General features: G+C 40.7%; 26 protein-coding genes and 2 other annotated features. All 26 genes read left to right on the top strand.

Annotated elements, in window-relative coordinates:
• Positions 1–61: 61 nt before the first annotated feature.
• The 26 genes from gltX (at position 62) to rplW (ending at position 26,139) form a co-directional block, all read left to right on the top strand.
• Positions 62–1,519, top strand: coding sequence for a glutamate--tRNA ligase (gene gltX, locus RTR43_RS18900; RefSeq protein WP_312473882.1), 1,458 nt, complete (start codon positions 62–64; stop codon positions 1,517–1,519).
• 127 nt (positions 1,520–1,646) lie between these two features.
• Positions 1,647–1,915, top strand: a binding site (T-box leader).
• A complete protein-coding gene (cysE, locus tag RTR43_RS18895; RefSeq protein WP_312473903.1) occupies positions 1,911–2,633 on the top strand; it encodes a serine O-acetyltransferase in 723 nt (240 codons plus the stop codon). It overlaps the preceding feature by 5 nt.
• Positions 2,614–4,011 (top strand): cysteine--tRNA ligase, encoded by a 1,398-nt coding sequence (cysS, locus tag RTR43_RS18890; protein WP_312473880.1) that lies wholly within the window; start codon positions 2,614–2,616, stop codon positions 4,009–4,011. The genes cysE and cysS overlap by 20 nt, the downstream gene beginning before the upstream one ends.
• A gap of 3 nt (positions 4,012–4,014) precedes the next feature.
• The gene (locus RTR43_RS18885) at positions 4,015–4,440 is read left to right on the top strand and encodes a Mini-ribonuclease 3 (protein WP_312473878.1); all 426 of its coding nucleotides are present in this window, start codon (positions 4,015–4,017) and stop codon (positions 4,438–4,440) included.
• A complete protein-coding gene (gene rlmB, locus RTR43_RS18880; protein ID WP_312473876.1) occupies positions 4,437–5,180 on the top strand; it encodes a 23S rRNA (guanosine(2251)-2'-O)-methyltransferase RlmB in 744 nt (247 codons plus the stop codon). Before RTR43_RS18885 ends, rlmB begins: the two co-directional genes overlap by 4 nt.
• A gap of 3 nt (positions 5,181–5,183) precedes the next feature.
• Entirely contained in the window at positions 5,184–5,693 is a 510-nt protein-coding gene (locus RTR43_RS18875; RefSeq protein ID WP_248736907.1) for an NYN domain-containing protein, read from the top strand.
• Between the two features lie 70 nt (positions 5,694–5,763).
• Positions 5,764–6,414 (top strand): RNA polymerase sporulation sigma factor SigH, encoded by a 651-nt coding sequence (gene sigH, locus RTR43_RS18870; protein ID WP_248736906.1) that lies wholly within the window; start codon positions 5,764–5,766, stop codon positions 6,412–6,414.
• A gap of 208 nt (positions 6,415–6,622) precedes the next feature.
• A complete protein-coding gene (gene rpmG / locus RTR43_RS18865; RefSeq protein WP_312473872.1) occupies positions 6,623–6,769 on the top strand; it encodes a 50S ribosomal protein L33 in 147 nt (48 codons plus the stop codon).
• Between the two features lie 52 nt (positions 6,770–6,821).
• Positions 6,822–7,004 (top strand): preprotein translocase subunit SecE, encoded by a 183-nt coding sequence (gene secE, locus RTR43_RS18860; protein WP_248736904.1) that lies wholly within the window; start codon positions 6,822–6,824, stop codon positions 7,002–7,004.
• Positions 7,005–7,144: 140 nt separating this feature from the next.
• A complete protein-coding gene (gene nusG / locus RTR43_RS18855) occupies positions 7,145–7,681 on the top strand; it encodes a transcription termination/antitermination protein NusG (protein ID WP_248736903.1) in 537 nt (178 codons plus the stop codon).
• A gap of 173 nt (positions 7,682–7,854) precedes the next feature.
• The gene (gene rplK / locus RTR43_RS18850) at positions 7,855–8,280 is read left to right on the top strand and encodes a 50S ribosomal protein L11 (protein WP_007085303.1); all 426 of its coding nucleotides are present in this window, start codon (positions 7,855–7,857) and stop codon (positions 8,278–8,280) included.
• Positions 8,281–8,397: 117 nt separating this feature from the next.
• Positions 8,398–9,096, top strand: coding sequence for a 50S ribosomal protein L1 (rplA, locus tag RTR43_RS18845; RefSeq protein WP_312473865.1), 699 nt, complete (start codon positions 8,398–8,400; stop codon positions 9,094–9,096).
• Between the two features lie 54 nt (positions 9,097–9,150).
• Positions 9,151–9,298, top strand: a sequence feature (ribosomal protein L10 leader region).
• 116 nt (positions 9,299–9,414) lie between these two features.
• A complete protein-coding gene (gene rplJ, locus RTR43_RS18840) occupies positions 9,415–9,915 on the top strand; it encodes a 50S ribosomal protein L10 (RefSeq protein WP_312473863.1) in 501 nt (166 codons plus the stop codon).
• A gap of 64 nt (positions 9,916–9,979) precedes the next feature.
• Positions 9,980–10,342, top strand: a complete 363-nt coding sequence (gene rplL / locus RTR43_RS18835) for a 50S ribosomal protein L7/L12 (protein ID WP_248736900.1) — start codon at positions 9,980–9,982, stop codon at positions 10,340–10,342.
• A 219-nt stretch (positions 10,343–10,561) separates the two neighbouring features.
• Positions 10,562–11,161, top strand: coding sequence for a class I SAM-dependent methyltransferase (locus tag RTR43_RS18830; RefSeq protein WP_312473860.1), 600 nt, complete (start codon positions 10,562–10,564; stop codon positions 11,159–11,161).
• Between the two features lie 258 nt (positions 11,162–11,419).
• Positions 11,420–14,980 carry a DNA-directed RNA polymerase subunit beta gene (rpoB, locus tag RTR43_RS18825; protein ID WP_312473858.1) on the top strand — a complete coding sequence of 1,187 codons (3,561 nt, stop codon included), beginning with the start codon at positions 11,420–11,422 and terminating at the stop codon, positions 14,978–14,980.
• Positions 14,981–15,252: 272 nt separating this feature from the next.
• Positions 15,253–18,852, top strand: coding sequence for a DNA-directed RNA polymerase subunit beta' (rpoC, locus tag RTR43_RS18820; protein WP_312473856.1), 3,600 nt, complete (start codon positions 15,253–15,255; stop codon positions 18,850–18,852).
• 172 nt (positions 18,853–19,024) lie between these two features.
• Positions 19,025–19,273, top strand: a complete 249-nt coding sequence (locus RTR43_RS18815) for a 50S ribosomal protein L7ae-like protein (RefSeq protein ID WP_312473854.1) — start codon at positions 19,025–19,027, stop codon at positions 19,271–19,273.
• Between the two features lie 104 nt (positions 19,274–19,377).
• Positions 19,378–19,800 (top strand): 30S ribosomal protein S12, encoded by a 423-nt coding sequence (gene rpsL / locus RTR43_RS18810; protein ID WP_248736895.1) that lies wholly within the window; start codon positions 19,378–19,380, stop codon positions 19,798–19,800.
• 39 nt (positions 19,801–19,839) lie between these two features.
• Positions 19,840–20,310, top strand: coding sequence for a 30S ribosomal protein S7 (gene rpsG, locus RTR43_RS18805; protein WP_248736894.1), 471 nt, complete (start codon positions 19,840–19,842; stop codon positions 20,308–20,310).
• 50 nt (positions 20,311–20,360) lie between these two features.
• Entirely contained in the window at positions 20,361–22,442 is a 2,082-nt protein-coding gene (gene fusA, locus RTR43_RS18800; protein WP_312473851.1) for an elongation factor G, read from the top strand.
• A gap of 129 nt (positions 22,443–22,571) precedes the next feature.
• Positions 22,572–23,759, top strand: a complete 1,188-nt coding sequence (gene tuf, locus RTR43_RS18795) for an elongation factor Tu (RefSeq protein WP_312473850.1) — start codon at positions 22,572–22,574, stop codon at positions 23,757–23,759.
• A 469-nt stretch (positions 23,760–24,228) separates the two neighbouring features.
• Positions 24,229–24,537, top strand: coding sequence for a 30S ribosomal protein S10 (gene rpsJ, locus RTR43_RS18790; protein WP_007085291.1), 309 nt, complete (start codon positions 24,229–24,231; stop codon positions 24,535–24,537).
• Positions 24,538–24,576: 39 nt separating this feature from the next.
• Entirely contained in the window at positions 24,577–25,203 is a 627-nt protein-coding gene (rplC, locus tag RTR43_RS18785) for a 50S ribosomal protein L3 (protein ID WP_312473847.1), read from the top strand.
• A gap of 28 nt (positions 25,204–25,231) precedes the next feature.
• Positions 25,232–25,855: a 50S ribosomal protein L4 gene (gene rplD, locus RTR43_RS18780; RefSeq protein ID WP_312473844.1), complete on the top strand. Its 624-nt coding sequence runs from the start codon at positions 25,232–25,234 to the stop codon at positions 25,853–25,855.
• On the top strand, positions 25,855–26,139 hold the full coding sequence (gene rplW, locus RTR43_RS18775) for a 50S ribosomal protein L23 (protein WP_312473842.1): 285 nt from the start codon (positions 25,855–25,857) through the stop codon (positions 26,137–26,139). Before rplD ends, rplW begins: the two co-directional genes overlap by 1 nt.
• Positions 26,140–26,162 lie beyond the last annotated feature (23 nt).

The raw sequence follows: 26,162 nt of genomic DNA, 5'->3' as shown, positions 1-26,162 counted from the left end.
AAAGCACAATGGTACAATAAGCAGATAAAAAACATATGGTAAAGATGGAGGCATTATTGTTATGTCAAACGAAGTTCGTGTAAGGTATGCTCCAAGTCCAACTGGACATTTACATATTGGAAACGCCCGTACAGCGCTTTTCAATTACTTATTTGCACGTAATCAAGGCGGGAAATTTATTATTCGAATTGAAGATACAGATAAAAAGCGAAATATTGCTGGCGGAGAGGAAAGCCAGTTAAAATACTTAAAATGGCTTGGCATGGATTGGGACGAGGGTGTCGATGTCGGCGGGGAATACGGACCTTACCGTCAATCGGAAAGAAATGATCTATATGAAATCTACTACAATCAATTACTAGCAAAGGGTCATGCTTATAAATGCTATTGCACAGAGGCAGAAATTGAAGCAGAGCGTGAGGCCCAATCAGAACGAGGTGAAACTCCTCATTATTCTGGTAAATGCCGCCATTTAACTGAAGAAGAACGCCATCAATTTGAGAGCGAAGGTCGCAAACCAAGTATTCGAATTGCCGTTCCGGAAGGAAAAACCTATACGTTTGATGATATGGTAAAAGGTACTGTTTCTTTTGAATCGGAAGGGATGGGCGACTGGGTCATCATCAAAAAGGATGGAACCCCAACCTATAATTTTGCCGTAACGATTGATGATTACTTAATGAAGATTTCCCATGTGCTTCGCGGGGATGATCATATCTCTAATACACCAAAGCAGTTGATGGTCTATGAAGCATTAGGTTGGGAACCGCCAATTTTCGGCCATATGACGTTGATTGTCAATGAGAGCCGTAAGAAATTAAGTAAGCGTGATGAATCGATTATCCAGTTCATTGAGCAATATGAGGATTTGGGCTATCTTCCGGAAGCTTTATTTAACTTTATTACCTTGCTTGGCTGGTCGCCGGCTGGTGAGGAGGAGATTTACTCCAAAGAAGAGTTCATTGAGATATTTGATGCGAGTCGCCTATCCAAATCACCGGCATTATTTGATAAGCAAAAGCTAACCTGGATGAACAACCAATACATGAAAAAGGTGGAGCTTGACCGCGTTGTTGACCTATCCTTGCCACACTTAATCAAAGCAGGCCGTTTAAGTGAATCGATGACAGATGAACAGCATCTGTGGGCACGAAGCCTAGTGGCTCTCCTCCAGGAAAAAATGAGTTTTGGTGCTGAAATTATCGGATTATCGGATATATTCTTTAAGGACGAAGCAGAATACGAAGCGGATGCGAAGGAAATTTTAGCAGGAGAACAAGTTCCAGAAGTGTTAAAAGCATTTTCCCACGAGCTTGATCAACTTGAAAGCTTCCAAGCTGATGGAATTAAGGCGGCGATGAAGGCTGTGCAAAAGTCCACCGGCCATAAGGGGAAAAATCTGTTTATGCCAATCCGAGCAGCGGTGACAGGACAGACACACGGACCAGACCTTCCGCAAGCGATAGAGCTTTTAGGTAAACATAAGGTTCAAATGAGAATTCATAAAATTATTGGTTAACATTAAAGGGAAAATGTAATATAGTAAAAGAAACAAGAAATGCACGCTTCCTTTGTACGATGTTAATGGTGCTGAGACTTTCCTTGTGGAGTTGGATCGAAGTCAAATATAATAAATTCTAATATATAAAAAAGCGTAGAAGAGGAAAAGTAAAAAAATGATGCTTTAAAAGAGAGAACCACCATCGGCTGAAAGTGGTTTAGGCCTCTCATTTTTTGAAATGCACCTCTGAGCCCCATTTCGAAACAGATATTTCTCGAGTAGATATGGGCGGAGCCATCCGTTAACAAGAAGAGTGAGGCAATTTAGCTCGAGTACCTTTCCATCAAGGATCTAAGTATGAGTGAGCTGATAAAAGCCTAATCAGAGTGGAACCACGTGTCATGCGTCTCTGTCGAATACGACAGAGGCGCTTTTTTATGTTAAACAGAGGAGGGGAAGGGCGATGTTCAAAAAGTTAAAGGAGGACGTCGAGGTTGTTTTTGAACAAGATCCTGCAGCACGAAGCTATTTGGAAGTCATTTTAACTTACTCAGGCCTACACGCCATTTGGTCACATCGACTCGCCCATGTGTTATTTACCCGTAAATTATTTTTCCTTGCCAGGGTCATTTCGCAAGTTAGCCGCTTCTTTACCGGAATTGAAATCCATCCAGGGGCAAAAATAGGCCGAAAATTTTTTATTGACCACGGCATGGGTGTGGTGATTGGGGAAACTTGTGAAATTGGGGATAATGTAACTATATATCAAGGGGTTACTCTTGGTGGAACGGGTAAGGAAAAAGGAAAAAGGCATCCTACGATAATGGATAATGTTCTCATTGCCACAGGAGCAAAAGTGCTTGGGTCGATTACGATTGGGGAGAATTCCAAAATTGGCGGCGGCTCTGTTGTTTTAAAGGAGGTTCCTCCTAACTCAACGGTAGTTGGGATTCCAGGAAAGGTTGTCATTCAAGATGGAAAACGAATTAATAATAACTTAAATCATTGTGACCTGCCAGATCCTGTTGCTGACCGCTTAAGAGAAATGCAAGACGAGTTAATTCAGTTAAAGCAACAACTGGAACAATTAACAAGAGAAAGGATAAAAGACGATGGCCATTCAAATTTATAATACACTTTCACGCAAAAAGGAAACGTTCGTACCACTCGAAGCCGGAAAGGTCAAAATGTATGTTTGCGGTCCGACGGTTTATAATTTTATTCATATAGGAAATGCACGTCCACCAATTGTCTTTGATACTGTACGGCGCTATTTGGAATATCGAGGTTATGATGTCCAATATGTTTCCAATTTTACCGATGTAGATGATAAATTGATTCGAGCTGCTAATCAGCTAGGGGAAGATGTTCCCACGATTGCTGACCGTTTTATCAACGCCTACTTTGAGGATGTTTCGGCATTAGGCTGCAAAAAAGCCGATGTTCATCCGCGTGTAATGGAAAACATGGATATTATCATTGATTTCATCAGCCAATTAATCGAAAAGGGCTATGCTTATGAATCAGAAGGTGACGTTTATTTCCGAACAAGAAGCTTCGATGAATACGGCAAGCTTTCCCATCAATCAGTTGATGACCTCCGGGTAGGAGCGAGGATTGAAGTCGGTGATAAGAAACAAGATGATTTAGACTTTGCTTTATGGAAAGCAGCCAAGGAAGGGGAAATCTTCTGGGAAAGCCCTTGGGGACTTGGTAGACCTGGATGGCATATTGAATGCTCGGCAATGGCGAAAAAATATCTTGGTGATACCATTGATATCCACGCTGGCGGACAGGATCTAACCTTCCCACACCATGAAAATGAAATTGCCCAATCGGAAGCCCTGTCAGGAAAGCTATTTTCACGGTATTGGATGCATAACGGCTATATCAATATTGATAATGAAAAAATGTCGAAATCACTTGGCAATTTTGTCTTGGTGCATGACATTATTAAAAAGCATAATCCGCAGATGTTACGATTCTTTATGCTGTCTGTGCATTACCGCAATCCGATTAATTACAGTGAAGAATTATTGGAGAGTACAAAGGCTGCTTTTGAAAGGCTGACAACCTCCTATCAAAACTTAAAGCATCGGGCATTAGCAAGCACGAATTTAACGGATGATAATCAAGAATGGCTTGATAAAATTGCGGGATTACATGGCGAATTCATTGCCGCGATGGACGATGATTTTAACACGGCCTTAGCGATTTCCGTTTTATTTGAACTCGCTAAATTGGCTAACTACTACATGCTTGAGAAAAATACGTCTGTTGCAGTCATTGATGCATTCACTAAACAATTTGAAGAATTATTCCAGGTATTAGGGTTAAAGATTGAAAATGAAGAAATGCTCGACGAAGAAATTGATGCGCTTATTGCTAAGCGAAATCAGGCTCGGAAAGACCGTAACTTCCAATTATCTGACGAAATTCGCGATCAGCTTAAGGAAATGAATATTATTTTAGAAGACACAGCGCAGGGCACTAGGTGGAAAAGAGGCTAACTTATGATTGATTACGAAAATACAATCGATGTTAAACAATTGAATAGCCTTGCACTTGCTTACATGGGGGATGCTGTATTTGAAACGTATGTAAGACGGCACCTTTTGTTTAGCGGGCAAGTTCGGCCGCATCAATTGCATCGTGCAGGAACAAAGTATGTTTCAGCCAAAGCCCAGTGCCAAATTCTTTTTCAAATGATGGACGATAAACTTCTTAATGAGGAAGAACTAGCCGTTGTTATGCGTGGCAGGAACGCGAAGTCTGGAACAGTTCCAAAAAATACGGATGTGCAAACGTATCGCTATAGCACAGCGTTTGAAGCATTGATGGGATACTTATTTTTACTCGGGTATAAGGAGCGGTTAGAGGAGTTAATTGAAAAGGCATTTATCTATGTGAACGAAAAGAAAGGAGGAACAGTAGGATGAACCAAGATTACATTATTGGAAAAAATCCAGTTATTGAAGCACTAAAATCGGAGCGGGACATAAATAAAATATTAATTGCAGAAGGTTCACAGCGTGGTCAAATGCAGCAAATTACTCAATTAGCAAAAGAAGCGCATGTGATTGTCCAATTTGTTCCAAAGAAAAAAATTGATCAAATTACCGATCAAAATCATCAAGGAGTCCTTGCCTACGTTGCTGCCTATCAATATGCGGAAATCGATGATTTGTTTCGTGCGGCAGAAAAGAAAAACGAACCTCCTTTCTTTTTACTGCTGGATGAAATTGAAGATCCTCATAATCTCGGGTCGATCATGAGAACGGCAGATGCAGTCGGGGCACACGGTATTATTATTCCAAAGCGCAGGGCTGTGGGCTTGACTGCGACAGTCGCCAAGGCCTCAACGGGAGCGATTGAATATATACCGGTAGTCCGTGTGACCAACATGGCACGGACGATTGATGAATTAAAAGAGCGGGGCGTTTGGATTGCTGGAACAGATGCTAAAGGAAAAGAAGATTATCGCCAGTTTGATGGAAATCTTCCTCTTGGACTTGTGATTGGCAGTGAAGGAAAAGGAATGGGACGACTGATTAGAGATAAATGTGATTTTCTCATTCACCTGCCAATGGCGGGGAAGGTGACATCCTTGAATGCCTCTGTTGCAGCGGCTTTGCTTATGTATGAGGTCTATCGAAAACGGCATCCGCTAAAGGGGTAAACCATGGATATCCTGCTGGTCGATGGATATAACATTATCGGGGCCTGGCCAGAGCTAAGGGTGTTAAAGGACCGAGACCTGCCTGCAGCAAGAGATCGCTTAGTCGAACGAATGGCTGAGTACCAGGCATTTTCTGGCTACCGTGTGATTGTTGTATTTGATGCCTATTATGTGCAAGGTACAGAAAAAAAATATAAAAACCATAAAGTAGAGGTTATTTTTACAAAGGAAAATGAAACAGCGGATGAGCGAATTGAAAAAATGGCGATTAGTCTAAACAATCGAAGAACACAAATCCATGTCGCTACTTCTGATTACACAGAACAATGGGCTATTTTTGGACAAGGAGCTCTCAGGAAGTCCGCCCGTGAGCTGCTTGTTGAAATGTCCTCCATTGAAAAGGGCATTGAAAAAAAAGTGAAGAAAATCCAAGAAAAAAAACCGGTCTCTAAAATACCAATTAGCGATGAAATTGCAGAAATTTTCGAAAAATGGCGCCGGGGACAAAAATGACTGCTCGACTTCAAAATATTTCTAATGTATACTATTACTATCTATGCTTGTTCGGTGGAGGGGATCTACGTTGAGTACGGATTTCGGGACAAAAACCAATGACCATTTCTTTGGGATGGAAGACGAAGAAATCGTCGATTTGGTGCACCAAGGTGATAGTGAAGCATTGGATTATTTAATCCATAAGTATCGTAATTTTGTTCGTGCAAAAGCAAGATCCTATTTTTTAATTGGAGCCGATAAGGAAGATATTGTCCAAGAAGGAATGATTGGCCTTTATAAGGCGATTCGCGACTTTCGCGAGGACAAGCTCACGTCCTTTAAGGCATTTGCTGAGTTATGTATTACGCGGCAAATCATTACCGCGATTAAAACAGCGACACGGCAGAAGCATATCCCGTTAAATTCTTATGTCTCTTTGGACAAGCCGATTTATGATGAAGAATCAGATCGGACATTGATGGATGTTCTGTCAGGTGCCAAGGTACTTGACCCTGAAGAGCTCATTATTAACCAAGAAGAATTTGACCTTATAGAGGTTAAAATGTCTGAATTATTAAGCGACTTAGAAAGAAAAGTTTTAGCTCTTTACTTAGATGGACAATCCTATCAAGAGATTTCTGAGGAACTGAATCGCCATGTTAAATCGATTGATAATGCCTTACAGCGTGTGAAAAGGAAGCTTGAGCGCTACTTAGAAATTCGTGAATTTTCACTGTGATTTTCCAAAATGATTCAATGTCAATATGATAAATCTGTTCTCAATGGTTATTGACATTAATTAGGCGTCATGTTACATTTTTATGGATATATAAAGAAAATTCGTCAATTAGCGCTCGTTTTAGGGTCGTTCATGAGGCGTAGTTGCTCTAAACTTGATAGGAATGTTACTTTCCTATCACCAAGAAAAATAGTTGAAGGTGTCGAATATGAGCAAAAAAGTAATTCTTGCTTGTGTTGACTGCGGCTCACGGAATTATTCGACTGTCAGCAAAGAGACACAAACAGATAGGTTGGAATTGAAAAAATTCTGCAAAACTTGCGCAACCCATACAATTCATCGCGAAACAAAATAATTTTTAGATAGATTCTTGCAGTGCTACTTATGATAGTTGGGGGTTACTAAAAATGCAACGCTTAATGAAGTTCTTCAGTGATATTGCTCGTGAAATGAGAAAAGTAAGCTGGCCAAAACGCGGTGAACTTATCCGTTCTACGGTTACGGTGTTATCGACCGTTGTTTTTTTCGCAGCGTTCTTTGCTGTTCTAGATTTAGGAATTTCAAAATTGATTCGCTTAATTCTTGAATAATAAGTATTCATTCATGGTATAATGGTGGTTAATAAAGGAAATTTTATCTAAAAGCCCGTATAAACGGGTTTTTTAATTTGTCGAAATATAAAATTTCCCATTAAAAAACAGGGAGGGACGGACGATCTAGTCCTCTTAAAATGGAAAAGAATTGGTATGTTGTCCATACTTACTCAGGTTATGAAAATAAGGTAAAGACCAATTTGGAAAAGCGGGTCGAATCAATGGGAATGTCGGATAAAATATTCCGCGTTGTTGTTCCTGAGGAAGAAGAAACAGATTTCAAAAATGGTAAGAAAAAAGTAGTAAAACGTAAGGTTTTCCCGGGGTACGTCTTGGTGGAATTAGTAATGACGGATGACTCTTGGTATGTAGTCCGAAATACCCCTGGTGTCACTGGGTTTGTTGGATCAGCTGGATCTGGTTCTAAACCAACCCCACTCCTTCCTGAAGAAGTAGTTGTCATTTTGAAGCGGATGGGAGTAGAAGAAAAACGCGTTGATGTTAATTATGAAATTGGTGAAACCGTTCGTGTCAAAGAAGGTCCGTTTGCCAACTTTACTGGAAACATTGAAGAGATGGATAAAGATAGATCGAAGCTTAAAGTTCTTGTTAATATGTTCGGACGGGATACCCCGGTTGAACTGGATTTTACTCAGATTGAGAAATTAATGTAAAAAAACTTGAAAACATTTTTAAAAAGTGGTAATATTTCATAGGTCAGTATGTCTCCATCAGAGACAAGACTTTTATCAAGTTCTTTATGATTATTATATAAAGACTATTGTTGAGTGGGAGGGTTCCAAAGGTACCCTATTACCACATCACGGACTTTAAGGAGGTGTGTCTCGTGGCTAAAAAAGTAATTAAAGTCGTTAAATTACAAATTCCTGCTGGTAAAGCAAATCCTGCACCACCAGTTGGTCCTGCACTAGGTCAAGCCGGTGTAAACATCATGGGATTCTGTAAAGAATTTAACGCTCGTACAGCAGATCAAGCTGGATTGATCATTCCTGTTGAAATCACGGTATTTGAAGACCGTTCATTTACATTTATTACGAAAACTCCTCCCGCTGCCGTTCTTTTGAAAGTAGCAGCTGGAATTCAGTCTGGTTCTGGTGAACCAAACCGTAATAAAGTAGCAACAGTAAAGCGTGATACAGTACGCGAGATTGCGGAACAAAAAATGCCTGACCTTAACGCAGCAAGCGTTGAAGCAGCAATGCGCATGGTCGAAGGTACTGCACGCAGCATGGGTATCGTTATCGAAGATTAATCTGTGCTAACTGTTTTGTGTAATGAAGGGGGTTGCGATGTTGAAAAATTCACTCGCAACCTTTATTCGTGGGAGGTTATTCATTCCGCTAAAACCACAATCTAGGAGGAAAATAAAATGGCTAAAAAAGGTAAAAAGTATTTAGAAGCTGCAAAGCTTGTAGATCGCCTAAAGGCATACCCAATTGCAGAAGCAATTGATCTTGCAAAGAAAACCAATTTCACAAAGTTTGACGCAACTCTAGAGGTTGCATTCCGCTTAGGCGTTGACCCTAAAAAAGCGGACCAACAAATCCGTGGTGCTGTAGTACTTCCAAACGGTACTGGTAAAACTCAACGCGTTTTAGTATTTGCGAAGGGTGAAAAGTTGAAAGAAGCAGAAGCAGCTGGTGCTGATTATGTAGGAGATTCTGAGTACATCAACAAAATCCAACAAGGTTGGTTTGATTTTGATGTTATCGTTGCAACTCCTGATATGATGGGTGAAGTTGGTAAACTTGGCCGTGTGTTAGGACCTAAAGGCTTAATGCCAAACCCTAAAACAGGCACTGTTACATTTGATGTAACAAGAGCAATTAATGAGATTAAAGCAGGTAAAGTTGAATACCGTGTTGATAAAGCTGGAAATATCCACGTACCAATCGGTAAAGCATCTTTCGAAAACGAAAAGCTTGTTGAAAACTTTAACACTGTGTTTGAAACAATGCTTAAAGCTAAGCCTTCAGCAGCAAAGGGTACTTACATGAAGAACGTTACTGTTGCTTCAACTATGGGCCCTGGAGTGAAGGTAGATCCTTCATCTGCTGCAGCTAAATAATTTTTACCAATTGACAAACAAAACTACATTTTATATAATGAATTTTGTTGTTTAAAATAATAAACATTTGTACTGTAGACAGCAGGTGCCAATTGGCTTAATTTTTCCTGCCGAGGTTAGAGAATAGATTCAGCTGAACCGTTCAGCTGTTGTATGCTGCCTCCATGTCTGAAATTTGATATGGAGGCTTTTACTTGGCTAATCGGAATTTATTCCCATAAATTCTGAACGCATAAGTACAACTAAGCCTCTGACTTCGCCTAACGGCAAGTTTGCTTTACCTGGTATAAATGTAGACAATCTACAGGAGGTGTAAAGATGAGCAGTGCAATCGAAGCAAAAAAACACATCGTTGACGAAATCACTGATAAATTAAAGAAGAGCGTATCAACTGTTGTTGTTGATTATCGTGGTCTTTCAGTTGGTGAAGTAACTGAACTACGTAAACAACTTCGTGAAGCTGGCGTTGAGTTCAAGGTTTACAAAAACACGATGACTCGCCGTGCGGCTGATATAGCTGAGCTTTCTGGCTTAAATGAGGCATTAACAGGTCCGAACGCAATCGCGTTCAGTACTGAAGATGTTGTAGCACCAGCTAAAATCTTGAATGACTTTGCGAAAAAACACGAAGCGCTTGAACTTAAAGCAGGTGTAATCGAAGGAAATGTCGCAACGGCTGAAGAGATTAAAGCTCTTGCTGACCTACCATCACGCGAAGGCTTGCTTTCTATGCTACTCAGCGTACTACAAGCTCCAATTCGCAATCTTGCTCTTGCTACAAAAGCTGTGGCAGATCAAAAAGAAGAACAAGGCGCGTAAGTTAATAGAAGAGCTGAAGCGTTAAACAAATAAACGTAACGAAAACTAAGGAGGAAAATTAATCATGACTAAAGAACAAATCATTGAAGCAGTTAAAAATATGACTGTTTTAGAACTTAACGATCTTGTAAAAGCAATCGAAGAAGAATTCGGCGTAACTGCTGCTGCTCCTGTAGCAATGGTTGGCGGAGCTGGTGCTGCTGCTGTTGAAGAGCAAACTGAATTTGATGTAATCCTTGCTGGCGCTGGAGATCAAAAAATCAAAGTTATCAAGGTTGTTCGTGAAATCACTGGCCTTGGACTTAAAGAAGCAAAAGATCTTGTTGACAATACTCCAAAAGCTATTAAAGAAGGCGTATCTAAAGAAGATGCTGAAGCAATCAAAGCTAAGCTTGATGAAGTTGGAGCAAACGTTGAAGTTAAGTAATAACCTAATAGAAAAGCTCGCTGTATAAGCGAGCTTTTTTTGGCTAGTAAGAAAGTATAAACTTTTGGTGCGAAAGTTTATACTTTCTTACTTCGCATAAGAGCAACTACGCCTCTGTCTTCGTCCTTAGGGGCTCGCCAGTCGGCAAGTTTTCTTTTAGCTTAAAGAAATCTATCCTCAATTACCTCTATTTTTAATACTCCCCGGGAGGTGAGTCTAATGTCCGAACACTATTATTCTCGAACCCAAAAGGTTGAAAGTGATCCGAAATATTGGGATTACACCCTAAAGAATCATCTATTTCGTTTTAAAACCGATAATGGAGTTTTTTCAAAAAGAGAAGTAGACTTTGGCTCGCGATTACTGATTGAGTCTTTTATCATGCCAGAGGTGCAAGGGTTTGTTCTTGATGTTGGTTGTGGCTATGGTCCGATTGGTTTATCGATTGCGAAAGACAATCGCGAACGAACGGTTCACATGGTAGATGTAAATGACCGGGCAATCGAGTTGGCAAAAGAAAATGCCCAATTTAATCGGATTGAAAATATTGTTATTTATGAGAGTGACCGATTGTTAAATGTAAAGGAAAGTAACTTTGCTGCTATATTAACAAATCCTCCGATTAGAGCAGGGAAAAAGACTGTTCATGAGATATTTGAACAAAGTTTTGAACATCTTGTCCCGCATGGTGAACTTTGGGTAGTGATTCAAAAGAAACAAGGAGCACCATCAGCACTTGAAAAATTAAATATGCTATTTTCCGAAGTAGAGACTATTGACAAATCTAAAGGCTATTTTATCATTAAGGCAATTAAATAGTTGACTTGAAAAGAGTGTTGTGATAGCATTATAAAATGCCATCATAATAATTTCCGAATTATTCCTTAAAATACTTAATTATTAGTATAAAATCGGGATAAGAAGGAAATGATGACAAAATAATAGCCAAAATGTGAAAATGTGGTTTTTTGGTTAAAAAACCCTTTTTCTTTTTGTCTAATAGAAGGGGCTTCTGTTCCTTCTGATAGACGTAAAATAGATTTTATTAAATAACGCTTGATTTGAGGGGTGAATCAGTTGACAGGTCAACTAGTTCAGTATGGACGACACCGCCAACGAAGAAGTTACGCGCGAATCAGTGAAGTTTTAGAATTACCAAATCTAATCGAAATCCAAACCTCTTCCTATCAATGGTTTCTTGATGAGGGATTACGTGAAATGTTCCAGGACATTTCGCCGATTGAAGACTTTACTGGTAACCTATCACTAGAATTTATTGATTACAGCCTTGGCGATCCAAAGTATTCTGTTGAAGAATCAAAAGAACGGGACGTTACATATTCTGCTCCATTACGTGTAAAAGTACGTCTTGTAAACAAAGAAACAGGTGAAGTAAAAGATCAGGATGTGTTCATGGGTGATTTTCCACTTATGACGGAAACTGGTACGTTTGTTATTAACGGGGCAGAACGTGTTATTGTTTCACAATTAGTGCGTTCACCGAGCGTCTACTTTAGTGGAAAACTTGATAAAAATGGTAAAAAAGGTTTTACGGCTACAGTAATTCCGAACCGCGGCGCTTGGCTGGAATATGAAACAGACGCCAAAGATGTCGTATATGTGAGAATAGATCGTACTCGGAAACTGCCCGTTACGGTTCTTTTGCGTGCACTTGGCTTCGGCTCTGATCAAGAAATCATTGAATTGATTGGGGATAACGAGTATATTCGTAATACTCTTGAGAAGGACAACACGGAAGGTGTTGACAAAGCGCTTCTAGAAATATATGAGCGTCTTCGCCCAGGTGAACCGCCAACCGTTGATAATGCAAAAAGTTTATTAGTTTCTCGTTTCTTTGATCCTAAGCGATATGATCTTGCTAATGTAGGCCGTTATAAAATTAATAAAAAGCTTCATATTAAAAACCGCTTATTCAATCAACGTTTAGCAGAGTCGCTTGCTGATCCTGAAACAGGTGAAATTATTGCTGAAAAAGGAACTGTTCTCGATAGAAGAAATCTTGACAGAATTATACCAGCTCTTGAAAAGAATATTAATTTCAAAGGCTTTAATCCTTTTGGTGGCGTAGTGGCAGATGAAATTATTCTTCAGGGTATTAAGATTTATGCTCCTGGTGATGAAAATGAAAAAGTAATTAATGTATTGGGTAACGCTTATGTGGCGGAACCAATTAAAAATATCACCCCGGCTGATATCATTGCATCAATTAGCTACTTCTTCAATTTATTACATGGAGTAGGCGATACAGATGACATCGACCATTTAGGAAACAGACGTCTTCGTTCTGTTGGTGAACTTTTACAAAATCAGTTCCGCATCGGATTATCTCGGATGGAACGTGTTGTTCGTGAAAGAATGTCGATTCAAGATACGGCAACGATTACACCACAGCAGTTGATTAATATTCGACCAGTCATTGCGTCAATCAAAGAGTTTTTTGGAAGCTCACAGTTATCGCAATTCATGGATCAAACCAACCCGCTTGCAGAATTAACACACAAACGTCGTCTGTCTGCATTAGGACCAGGTGGATTAACACGTGAGCGAGCAGGGATGGAAGTTCGTGACGTCCATTACTCCCACTATGGCCGTATGTGCCCGATTGAAACACCTGAGGGTCCGAACATTGGTCTTATCAACTCCTTATCATCTTACGCGAAGGTAAATCGTTTCGGTTTTATTGAAACACCGTACCGACGTGTTAATCCGGATACTGGAAAGGTAACAAGCCGTATCGATTACTTAACAGCGGATGAAGAAGATAATTATGTGGTGGCACAAGCGAATTCTCGTCTTGGTGATGATGGTTCATTCCTAGATGAAGAAGTAGTGGCTCGTTTCCGTGGTGAAAACACAACTGTAAAACGTGAACGTGTTGATTATATGGATGTATCACCGAAACAGGTAGTTTCAGCTGCAACAGCCTGTATCCCATTCCTTGAAAATGATGACTCGAACCGTGCATTGATGGGGGCAAACATGCAGCGTCAAGCTGTACCACTTATGCAACCGGAAGCACCACGAGTTGGTACAGGTATGGAATATGTATCTGGTAAAGACTCCGGAGCAGCTGTTATATGTAAGCATGAAGGTATTGTTGAACATGTTGAAGCCCGTGAGGTATGGGTCCGCCAAATTAAAGAAGTGGACGGTCAAGAGGTAAAAGGTAATCTCGATAAATATCGTCTATTAAAATTTATTCGTTCCAACCAAGGAACTTGCTATAACCAACGCCCAATTGTTGCTGTTGGTAACCGTGTTACAAAAGGTGAAATTCTTGCTGATGGTCCGTCGATGGAGCTAGGTGAGTTAGCACTTGGACGAAATGTCCTTGTTGCCTTTATGACATGGGATGGCTATAACTATGAAGATGCCATCATTATGAGTGAACGTCTAGTAAAAGATGATGTCTACACTTCTATTCATATTGAAGAATACGAATCTGAGTCTCGTGATACGAAACTTGGACCAGAGGAAATCACTCGTGACATTCCAAATGTTGGCGAAGATGCACTTCGTAATTTGGATGAGCGTGGAATTATCCGAACTGGAGCAGAAGTGAAAGACGGTGACCTTCTAGTTGGTAAAGTAACGCCTAAAGGTGTAACTGAATTAACGGCAGAAGAACGTCTCTTACATGCGATATTTGGTGAAAAAGCCCGCGAAGTCCGTGACACATCACTTCGTGTTCCACACGGCGGCGGCGGAATTGTTCATGACGTTAAAGTGTTTAACCGTGAAGATGGTGATGAACTTCCTCCAGGTGTAAACCAGCTTGTCCGTGTTTATATCGTTCAGAAGCGGAAAATCCATCAAGGGGATAAAATGGCGGGTCGACACGGTAATAAAGGGGTTATCTCGAGAATTTTACCAGAAGAAGATATGCCTTATTTACCAGATGGCACACCAGTTGATATCATGTTAAATCCTTTAGGGGTACCATCTCGTATGAACATCGGACAGGTGCTTGAACTCCATCTTGGAATGGCTGCCAGAGCTCTCGGCATTCACGTGGCATCACCGGTATTTGACGGTGCCACTGAGGACGATGTGTGGGGAACTATTGAAGAGGCAGGTATGGCTCGTGATGCGAAAACCGTCCTCTATGATGGTCGCTCAGGGGAACCATTTGATAACCGTGTTTCTGTCGGTGTTATGTATATGATTAAACTGGCGCACATGGTTGATGATAAATTACATGCCCGTTCAACTGGACCTTACTCACTTGTTACACAGCAACCACTTGGTGGTAAAGCCCAATTTGGTGGTCAGCGCTTCGGTGAGATGGAAGTTTGGGCACTTGAAGCATACGGTGCAGCATACACGCTTCAAGAAATCCTTACAGTTAAATCAGATGACGTTGTTGGTCGTGTGAAAACATACGAAGCGATTGTCAAAGGTGAAAATGTACCAGAGCCAGGAGTTCCTGAGTCATTCAAGGTATTAATAAAAGAGCTTCAAAGTCTTGGAATGGATGTAAAAATTCTTTCCGGTGACGAAGAAGAAATTGAAATGCGTGATATGGAAGATGACGATGACTTGCAACAAGTAGATACATTAAACATCGCTCCTGAGGCACAAAGTTTTGAATCAGAAAAAGTAGGTTCCAAAGAGTAATGAATCATGCTTAAGCGCACGAATGTGCGCTTAGGTTTTAGTGGTAAAGGGGCAGAGCGCCGCAAAAATGAATCTGTTTACCTAATCTGAGTGAAAAAGTACATTTTACACGATGAATTTAGTAAAGTTCAGCTTTGCTCACACCGCGTTTATTAAGTTAGACTAGCACTTTGAATATGTTGAGTTTCTAATAATTGTTGGCGGCGTTTAACGCCGTTTACGTTTTTTACGCATTAAGGGTAGAACCTGAGATAAAAAGGGAGGTAGGCCCCTTGCTAGACGTTAATAATTTTGAGTATATGAAAATTGGTCTTGCTTCACCGGATAAAATCCGTTCATGGTCCTTCGGAGAAGTGAAAAAGCCAGAAACCATTAACTATCGTACTTTAAAGCCTGAAAAGGACGGTTTATTCTGTGAAAGAATATTCGGACCAACTAAGGACTGGGAATGCCACTGTGGAAAATACAAACGTGTCCGCTATAAAGGCGTCGTTTGTGACCGTTGTGGAGTAGAAGTAACCCGTGCAAAGGTTCGTCGTGAACGAATGGGTCATATTGAACTTGCTGCACCTGTATCACATATTTGGTATTTCAAAGGAATTCCTAGCCGAATGGGACTTGTTTTAGATATGTCACCCCGGGCTTTGGAGGAAGTCATCTACTTTGCTTCATATGTAGTGACAGAATCCGGTGATACCGCCCTTGATAAGAAACAGCTTTTATCTGAAAAAGAATATCGCGCATATCGTGACAAGTACGGAAACAAATTCCAAGCTGCAATGGGCGCTGAAGCAATCAAAAAGCTTCTTTCTGATATTGATTTAAACAAAGAAGTTGAGATCTTAAAAGAAGAGCTTAAAACGGCTCAAGGTCAAAGGCGTACACGTGCCATTAAACGCCTTGAAGTGTTAGAAGCCTTCCGTGGTTCTGGAAATGAACCTTCTTGGATGATTCTTGATGTCCTTCCAGTCATTCCGCCAGAGCTTCGTCCAATGGTTCAATTGGATGGGGGAAGATTTGCTACCTCTGACTTAAATGATCTTTATCGTCGTGTCATTAACCGAAATAATCGCTTAAAGCGTTTATTAGATCTTGGTGCACCGAGTATTATCGTTCAAAACGAAAAGCGGATGCTTCAAGAAGCTGTGGATGCTTTAATTGATAACGGCCGCCGTGGCCGTCCAGTCACAGGCCCTGGTAATCGTCCATTAAAATCACTTTCCCATATGTTAAAAGGAAAGCAAGGACGTTTCCGTCAAAACCTACTCGGAAAACGTGTTGACTATTCAGGACGTTCCGTTATTGTTGTAGGTCCTAACTTAAAAATGTATCAATGTGGTCTTCCAAAAGAAATGGCACTTGAACTATTCAAGCCATTTGTGATGAAGGAACTTGTTGAAAAAGGTTTAGCCCATAATATTAAATCAGCAAAACGTAAAATCGAAAGAGTATCTCCTGATGTATGGGATGTACTTGAAGATGTTATCAGAGAACATCCAGTATTACTAAACCGTGCCCCTACATTGCATAGACTAGGGATTCAAGCCTTTGAACCAACACTTGTTGAAGGACGGGCAATCCGTCTGCACCCGCTTGTGTGTACAGCATACAACGCGGACTTTGATGGTGACCAAATGGCTGTGCACGTGCCGCTTTCATCAGAAGCACAAGCAGAAGCAAGATTATTAATGCTAGCAGCACAAAATATCTTGAACCCTAAAGATGGAAAACCAGTTGTTACTCCTTCTCAGGATATGGTATTAGGGAACTATTACCTAACACTGGAAAGAGAAGGCGCAATCGGGGAAGGTATGGTATTTAAAGATACAAGCGAAGCGATTCTTGCTTATCAAAACGGCTTTGCTCATTACCATACTCGTGTTGCAGTCCATGCTGGCTCATTGGGAAATGAAACTTTTACAGAGGAACAAAACAGTAAGTTATTAATTACAACTGTTGGAAAACTTATTTTTAATGAGATTCTGCCGAAGTCATTCCCGTATATCAATGAACCAACTAGGAACAATTTAGAAGTCAAAACACCTGAAAAGTATTTTGTTGAAAAAGGTGAAGACATCAAGGCAAAAATTAGCAATATGCCAATAGTTGAACCCTTTAAAAAGAAAATCCTTGGAAATATCATTTCGGAAGTATTCAAACGTTTCAAGATTACCGAAACGTCAAAAATGCTTGACCGAATGAAGGACTTAGGATTTAAGCATTCGACAAAAGCAGGTATTACCGTTGGTGTTGCAGATATTGTTGTACTTGCTGAGAAACAGCAAATTCTCCATGATGCACAGGGAAAAGTTGATAATGTAATGAAGCAATTCAGACGTGGTTTGATTACAGAAGATGAACGTTACGATCGCGTCATCGCCATCTGGAGTGCGGCCAAGGATATCATTCAAGGAAAGTTGATGAAGTCCTTGAATAAAACGAATCCAATCTTCATGATGAGTGATTCCGGTGCCCGTGGTAACGCATCTAACTTTACCCAGCTTGCTGGTATGCGTGGTCTGATGGCCAACCCAGCTGGACGTATCATTGAGCTGCCAATCAAATCAAGTTTCCGTGAAGGATTAACGGTATTAGAATACTTTATCTCCACTCACGGTGCTCGTAAAGGTCTTGCTGATACAGCCCTTAAAACGGCTGACTCTGGTTATTTAACCCGTCGTCTTGTCGACGTTGCCCAGGATGTTATTGTTCGCGAAGATGATTGCGGAACGGACCGTGGTTTCTTAATCAGTGCATTAAAAGACGGTACTGAGATCATCGAAGGATTGGACGAACGACTAATCGGCCGTTACGCCCGAAATGCAATCAAGCATCCTGAAACTAAGGAAGTACTTGTTCCTGAAAATGGTTTAATCACCGAGGACTTAGCAGAAATCATTGTCGGTGCAGGTGTGGAAGAAGTAAAAATCCGTTCAGCGTTTACATGTAATACCCGTCATGGAGTATGTAAGAAGTGTTATGGCCGCAACTTGGCAACTGGCCAAGAAGTTGAGGTTGGGGAAGCAGTTGGTATTATCGCTGCACAATCCATCGGTGAGCCAGGAACACAGTTAACGATGCGTACGTTCCATACAGGCGGTGTTGCCGGAGACGATATTACCCAAGGTTTACCTCGTATTCAAGAGATTTTTGAGGCTCGTAATCCGAAAGGTCAAGCGGTTATTTCAGAAATTGACGGTGTTGTCGTTGGGATAAATGAAGGTCGTGATCGTCAGCATGAAATCGTAGTTCAAGGCGAAGTTGAATCACGTACTTATAATGCCCCATACACAGCACGTTTGAAAGTAGCAATTAATGACCCGATTGAACGTGGTCAAGAATTAACTGAAGGTTCGATTGATCCGAAAGAGTTAATCAAAGTGAAAGACGTTACTTCTGTTCAAGAGTACCTATTGCGTGAAGTGCAAAAAGTTTACCGCATGCAAGGGGTTGAAATTGGCGATAAGCACGTCGAAGTAATGGTTCGTCAAATGCTGCGCAAGGTTCGTGTAAGCGATGCTGGTGAAACGGATGTTCTTCCTGGAACCCTTCTTGATATCCATCAGTTTAGGGATGCGAATGAAAAAGCGCTACTTAGCGGCAAACTTCCAGCTACTGGACGACCAGTCTTACTTGGAATCACTAAAGCATCACTTGAAACCGACTCATTCTTGTCAGCCGCATCATTCCAAGAAACCACAAGAGTTCTTACTGATGCCGCAATTAAAGGTAAAACTGATGAATTGCTTGGCTTGAAAGAAAATGTTATCATCGGAAAACTTGTTCCTGCTGGAACTGGTATGCCGCGCTACCGTAAGGCAGAACCGGTCCTTCGCGATACAACTTCTGAAGAAACAGTAGTAGTTGATTAATTAGAAAAAATGTGCGGTACGTGCTTTTAAAGCAGGTACCGCATTTTAAAGAAACAATAATCAAGGTGATTCGCTTGTATAAAAAAGTAAATCATTTGTTGACATCTATTGGTGAAAATGATATTATATCAAAGGTGCTCCTATTCACCTGATACTTTGGAGGATATGATTTATGTCTTATGAAAAAGTATTGCAGGCACAACGAATCGTTATAGGAACAAAACAAACAGTAAAAGCACTTAATGAAGGGCAAGTGAAAGAGTTGATCGTTGCAACCGATGCTGAACCGAAGGTGACAGCAAAGCTTGTTAACAAGGCTTCTGAATCAGATGTTCCGATCCGATATGTTGACTCGATGAAAAAACTTGGGAAAGCATGTGGGATTGAAGTTGGTGCCGCTACTGTTGCAATTATCCGTTAAAAACTGTTTTTGTAGATAGAGTAGTCTGCAAAAACTTTGTTTTTGCAAAAAAATGAACCACCTGGATGTGTGGACTTACAAATAATGAAGGGAGGAAACAAATAATGCCTACTATAAACCAATTAGTGCGCAAGCCTCGTCAATCAGTGGCAGAGAAGTCAAAATCTCCTGCGCTAAATAAAGGTTACAACAGCTTTAAGAAATCACAAACAAATGTATCTTCACCACAAAAACGCGGAGTATGTACTCGTGTTGGTACAATGACTCCGAAGAAACCGAACTCAGCGTTACGTAAATATGCTCGTGTACGTTTGACAAACGGTATTGAGGTGACTGCATACATTCCTGGTATTGGCCACAACCTTCAAGAGCACAGTGTTGTTCTTATTCGTGGAGGACGTGTAAAAGACTTACCAGGGGTACGTTATCATATCGTACGTGGAGCGCTTGATACTGCCGGTGTAAACAACCGTATGCAAAGTCGTTCTAAATACGGTACGAAGAGACCGAAAGCAGCAAAAAAATAATCACATTAAATAGAAGCTTCTTTGAAAGGAGGAAAATACATGCCACGTAAAGGTCCTGTAGCAAAAAGAGACGTATTACCAGATCCGCTATATAATTCAAAATTAGTTACTCGTCTAATCAACAAAATGATGGTTGACGGTAAAAGAGGTAAATCACAGGCAATTCTTTATTCAGCGTTTGATACGATTCGCGAACGTTCTGGTAAAGAGCCAATGGAAGTTTTCGATGCAGCGCTTAAAAACATTATGCCTGTACTTGAAGTTAGAGCTCGTCGTGTAGGTGGTGCTAACTACCAAGTTCCAGTTGAGGTGCGTCCTGATCGTCGTACAACTCTTGGTCTTCGTTGGTTAGTGAATTATTCACGTAACCGTGGAGAAAAAACGATGGAAGAGCGTTTAGCTAACGAAATCATGGATGCAGCTAACAACACTGGTGCAGCTGTTAAGAAACGTGAAGATACACACAAAATGGCAGAAGCAAACAAAGCGTTTGCTCACTATCGTTGGTAATCTAACCTTCAATATAAAAACACTTTCATACTAGGAAGGAGAAAGACCCAATGGCAAGAGAGTTCTCCTTAGAAAACACTCGTAATATCGGCATCATGGCACACATCGATGCCGGTAAAACGACGACCACTGAGCGTGTCCTTTACTACACTGGTAAAATTCATAAAATCGGTGAAACACATGAAGGCGCTTCTCAGATGGACTGGATGGAGCAGGAACAAGAACGCGGAATTACCATCACTTCCGCAGCAACAACAGCAGAATGGCATGGCCATCGTGTAAACATTATTGACACACCAGGACACGTAGACTTCACAGTTGAAGTTGAACGTTCCCTACGTGTTCTTGATGGTGCGGTAGCTGTACTTGATGCACAGTCTGGAGTTGAACCGCAAACTGAAACAGTTTGGCGTCAAGCAACAACATACGGTGTACCACGTGTAGTATTCGTAAACAAGATGGACAAAATCGGAGCTGACTTCTTATATTCTGTAGGAACACTCCATGACCGTCTTCAAGCAAACGCGCATCCAATTCAGTTACCAATCGGTGCTGAAGATCAGTTCTCAGCCATCATTGATCTTGTGGAAATGAATGCTGTATTCTACAGCAATGACTTAGGTACTGATATTGAGGTTCGTGAGATTCCTGAAGAGTATAAAGCACAAGCTGAAGAATACCGTGAAAAATTAGTTGAAGCGGTAGCAGAACTTGATGAAGAATTAATGGAGAAATACCTTGGTGGGGAAGAAATCACTAAAGAAGAGCTTAAATCTGCGATTCGTAAAGGTACCGTTAATGTTGAATTCTACCCAGTAATCTGTGGATCAGCATTCAAAAACAAAGGTGTTCAGTTAATGTTAGATGCTGTCATCGACTATCTTCCATCTCCATTAGATGTACCTGCAATTAAAGGACATGTGCCGGATTCAGAAGATGAGATTATTGAAAAACACTCAAGTGATGAAGAGCCATTCGCTGCACTAGCATTTAAAGTTATGACTGACCCTTATGTTGGTAAATTAACGTTCTTCCGCGTTTATTCTGGTACTTTAGAGTCTGGATCATATGTACAGAACTCAACTAAAGGAAAGCGCGAACGTGTGGGACGTATCCTACAAATGCATGCAAACAGCCGTAAAGAAATCTCAAAGGTTTTTGCTGGTGATATTGCTGCAGCTGTAGGTTTGAAAGATACAACTACTGGTGATACCCTTTGTGATGACAAGAATCTTGTTATTCTTGAATCAATGCAATTCCCTGAGCCAGTAATCCAACTTTCAGTTGAACCAAAATCAAAAGCAGACCAAGACAAAATGACTACGGCTCTGCAAAAACTTCAAGAAGAAGATCCGACCTTCCGTGCACATACTGACCAGGAAACTGGACAGGTTATCATTGCCGGTATGGGTGAGCTTCACCTTGATATCCTTGTTGACCGTATGCGTCGTGAGTTTAAGGTAGAAGCTAACGTAGGTGCGCCACAGGTTGCCTACCGTGAAACTTTCCGTTCTTCTGCACAAGTGGAAGGTAAATTTGCCCGTCAATCAGGTGGTCGTGGACAATACGGACACGTTTGGATTGAATTCTCACCTAATGACGAAGGAAAAGGCTTCGAGTTTGTTAATGGTATTGTTGGTGGTGTTGTTCCTCGTGAATACATCCCTGCCGTTCAAGCTGGTCTTGAAGATTCATTAGATCGTGGTGTTCTTGCTGGTTATCCACTAGTTGATATTAAAGCAAGATTGTTTGATGGTTCTTACCATGATGTCGACTCCTCGGAAATGGCGTTTAAGATTGCTGCATCGATGGCACTTAAAAATGCTGCATCCAAGTGTAGCCCGGTTATCTTAGAACCGATGATGAGAGTTGAAGTTACGATTCCTGAAGAATATTTAGGAGATATCATGGGACAAATTACTTCTCGTCGTGGCCGTGTTGAAGGTATGGATGCACGCGGTAACGCACAAGTAGTTCGTTCAATGGTTCCACTTTCAGAAATGTTTGGTTATGCAACTTCACTTCGTTCAAGTACTCAAGGCCGTGGAGTTTTCTCTATGCACTTTGATCACTATGAAGAAGTACCAAAGTCCATTTCTGAAGAAATCATCAAAAAAAATAAAGGTGAATAATTGATTTTCACCTTGGTATAAAGTATAACTACTATTGTAAGCATGGAAGCTGAGGAATTAGGACAACCTGTCCAAAGCTTCCATAAAATAAATATACTTAACTTTTATAATTTAGAGGAGGATTTCCTAATGGGTAAAGCTAAATTCGACCGTTCTAAACCACACGTTAACATTGGTACAATTGGACACGTTGACCATGGTAAAACAACTTTAACAGCTGCAATCACTTCTGTTCTTGCGAAATCTGGTAAAGCAGAAGCTCGTGCATATGATCAAATCGATGGTGCACCAGAAGAAAAAGAACGTGGTATCACAATCTCTACTGCACACGTTGAGTATGAAACTGATGCTCGTCACTACGCACACGTAGACTGCCCAGGACACGCTGACTATGTTAAAAACATGATCACTGGTGCTGCGCAAATGGACGGCGGTATCCTAGTTGTATCTGCAACTGATGGTCCAATGCCACAAACTCGTGAACACATCCTTCTTTCTCGTCAAGTAGGTGTACCTTATCTAGTTGTTTTCATGAACAAATGTGATATGGTAGACGACGAAGAATTACTTGAATTAGTAGAAATGGAAATTCGTGATCTATTATCAGAGTACGACTTCCCTGGCGATGACACTCCAGTTATCAAAGGTTCTGCTCTTAAAGCATTAGAAGGCGAAGCTGCTTGGGAAGAAAAAATCTTTGAACTTATGACTGCTGTTGATGAGTGGATTCCAACACCAACTCGTGACACTGACAAACCTTTCATGATGCCAGTTGAGGATGTATTCTCAATCACCGGTCGTGGAACAGTTGCTACTGGACGTGTAGAGCGTGGAGTAGTTAAAGTTGGGGACGTAGTTGAAATCGTAGGTTTCACTGAAGAGCCAAAATCTACTACTGTAACAGGTGTAGAAATGTTCCGTAAGCTTCTTGATTTCGCTGAAGCTGGTGATAACATCGGTGCTCTTCTTCGTGGTGTAGCACGTGAAGATATCGAACGTGGTCAAGTATTGGCTAAACCAAAGTCAATCACTCCACACACAAAGTTCAAAGCACAAGTTTATGTATTATCAAAAGAAGAAGGTGGACGTCACACTCCATTCTTCTCAAACTACCGTCCGCAATTCTATTTCCGTACTTCTGATATCACTGGTATTTGTATGCTTCCAGAAGGTACTGAAATGGTTATGCCTGGGGACCACATCGAAATGACTGTTGAACTAATCGCTCCAGTTGCGATCGAAGAAGGAACTAAGTTCTCTATTCGTGAAGGCGGACGTACAGTAGGTTCAGGTTCAATCACAACTATCCAAGAATAATTAATAAATAGCAAAAGCAGATGGGTGACGACTCATCTGCTTTTTTTTGTGGAAAAGGGGCGGAGCGCCGCAAAAGGCACCACTGTATCTAGTTTGAGCGAAAAATATACCTTTACTTCTTCTAAATACACCGCATTTAAAAATCCGAGTTTCTTCTATATATAACAGATTGCGTTTTAGTTCTGGAAGCTTAAGATTTATAGGATATTATTGGAGAAGATTAAAAGCTATTGAAAACTGTATTTCCAGCCGCTATAATAGAAAAAGTGTGAAAGATAAAAACTTCAAAGAAAAACGAGAAAGATGTTGCGTTAGCTTTATATTTTATGTATAATAGACAATGTTGGTCTTTGACTGCGATGATGTGGAAGGTTGCTGACACACCCGGCCGCTTTGCCATGGCGAGTGTGTGGGAAATTTTCACTGAGAATGTCTATTTAGAAAATAGGCGAATAAAGGAGGGAAAATAATGGCAAAACAAAAAATTCGTATCCGCTTAAAAGCGTATGATCACAGAATCCTTGATCAATCTGCAGAAAAAATTGTTGAAACAGCAAAACGTTCAGGTGCGGCCGTTTCAGGTCCGATTCCGCTTCCAACTGAAAAGTCTGTTTACACGATCCTTCGTGCGGTTCATAAGTACAAAGATTCTCGTGAGCAATTCGAAATGCGGACACATAAGCGTCTAATCGACATCGTTAACCCAACTCCACAAACAGTTGATGCGTTAATGCGTTTAGATTTACCATCTGGTGTTGATATCGAAATCAAACTTTAATCAAGATAAATGAAAAATTATTCAGGAGGTGTGACTTAAATGACCAAAGGAATCTTAGGAAGAAAGATTGGTATGACTCAAGTATTTGCAGAAAACGGCAACTTAATCCCTGTAACTGTAGTTGAGGTAGCTCCAAACGTAGTACTTCAAAAGAAATCTGCTGAAAGCGACGGATATGTTGCAGTTCAAGTGGGTTTTGAAGATAAACGTGATAAGTTAGCTAACAAACCTGAAAAAGGGCATGTTGCAAAAGCAAATACTGCTCCTAAGCGCTTCATTCGCGAATTCCGCGGAGATGACTTAGCAGGCTATGAAGTTGGTCAAGAAGTCAAAGTTGATATTTTCGCTGTAGGCGATTTAGTAGATGTAACAGGAATCTCAAAGGGTAAAGGTTTCCAAGGTGTAATCAAGCGCCACGGACAATCTCGCGGCCCAATGGCTCACGGTTCACGTTATCATCGTCGTCCTGGTTCAATGGGACCTGTTGCTCCAAACCGTGTATTTAAGGGTAAATTATTACCTGGCCGCATGGGTGGAGATCAAATCACTGTCCAAAACCTTGAAATCGTTAAGGTTGATACAGAACGCAACTTACTTTTAATCAAAGGTAACGTTCCAGGAGCTAAAAAAGCATTACTAAAAATTAAAGGTGCAGTTAAAGCATAGTTAATTTATCAGAAAGGAGGAAAAAGGAATGCCTAAAGTAGCATTATTAAACCAAAACGGCTCACAAGTTGGTGATATCGAACTTAACGAAGCAGTTTTTGGTATTGAGCCTAACCAACACGTATTATTTGAAGCGATTGTTATGCAAAGAGCTTCTTTACGTCAAGGGACTCATAAAACTAAAATTCGTTCTGAAGTACGCGGCGGTGGTCGTAAGCCATGGCGTCAAAAAGGAACTGGCCGTGCACGTCAAGGGTCAATTCGTTCCCCACAATGGCGCGGAGGTGGTACTGTTTTCGGTCCAACACCACGCAGCTACAGCTATAAATTACCGAAAAAAGTTCGCCGTTTAGCGATTAAATCTGCACTTTCATCTAAAGTGTTAGAAGAAAATATCTTGGTATTAGAAAGCTTAGCTTTCAATGCTCCAAAAACAAAAGATTTCAAAACAGTATTAGGTGGCCTCTCTGTTGAGAAAAAGGCACTTATCGTTACTGCTGATCTGGATGAAAACGTAGCTTTATCTGCTCGTAACATTCCTGGAGTAACAGTTGTAACAGCTGATGGAATCAACGTATTAGACGTTGTAAATCATGATAAATTAATCATGACTAAAGCAGCGGTTGAAAAAGTTGAGGAGGTGCTTGCATAATGGATGCACGCGATATCATTAAGCGCCCCGTTATTACTGAGCGTTCTACTGACTTAATGGCTGAAAAGAAATATACGTTTGAAGTTGATGTAAAAGCTAACAAAACACAAGTTAAAGTAGCTATTGAAGAAATCTTTGGCGTTGATGTTGAGAAAGTTAACATCATGAATTACAAAGGTAAATTCAAGCGTATGGGTAAATTTGGCGGATACACAAACAAACGCCGTAAAGCAATTGTAAAATTAACTGCTGACAGCAAAGAAATTGAATTCTTTGAAGCATAAGAACCTAACAAGAAGAGGAGGGA

Origin of the sequence: Neobacillus sp. (genome assembly GCF_031988165.1) — a bacterium.
GTDB lineage: Bacteria > Bacillota > Bacilli > Bacillales > Cytobacillaceae > Neobacillus > Neobacillus rhizosphaerae.
The sequence above is the reverse complement of the archived record's forward strand: the minus strand, read 5'-3'. Positions and strand labels throughout refer to the sequence as shown.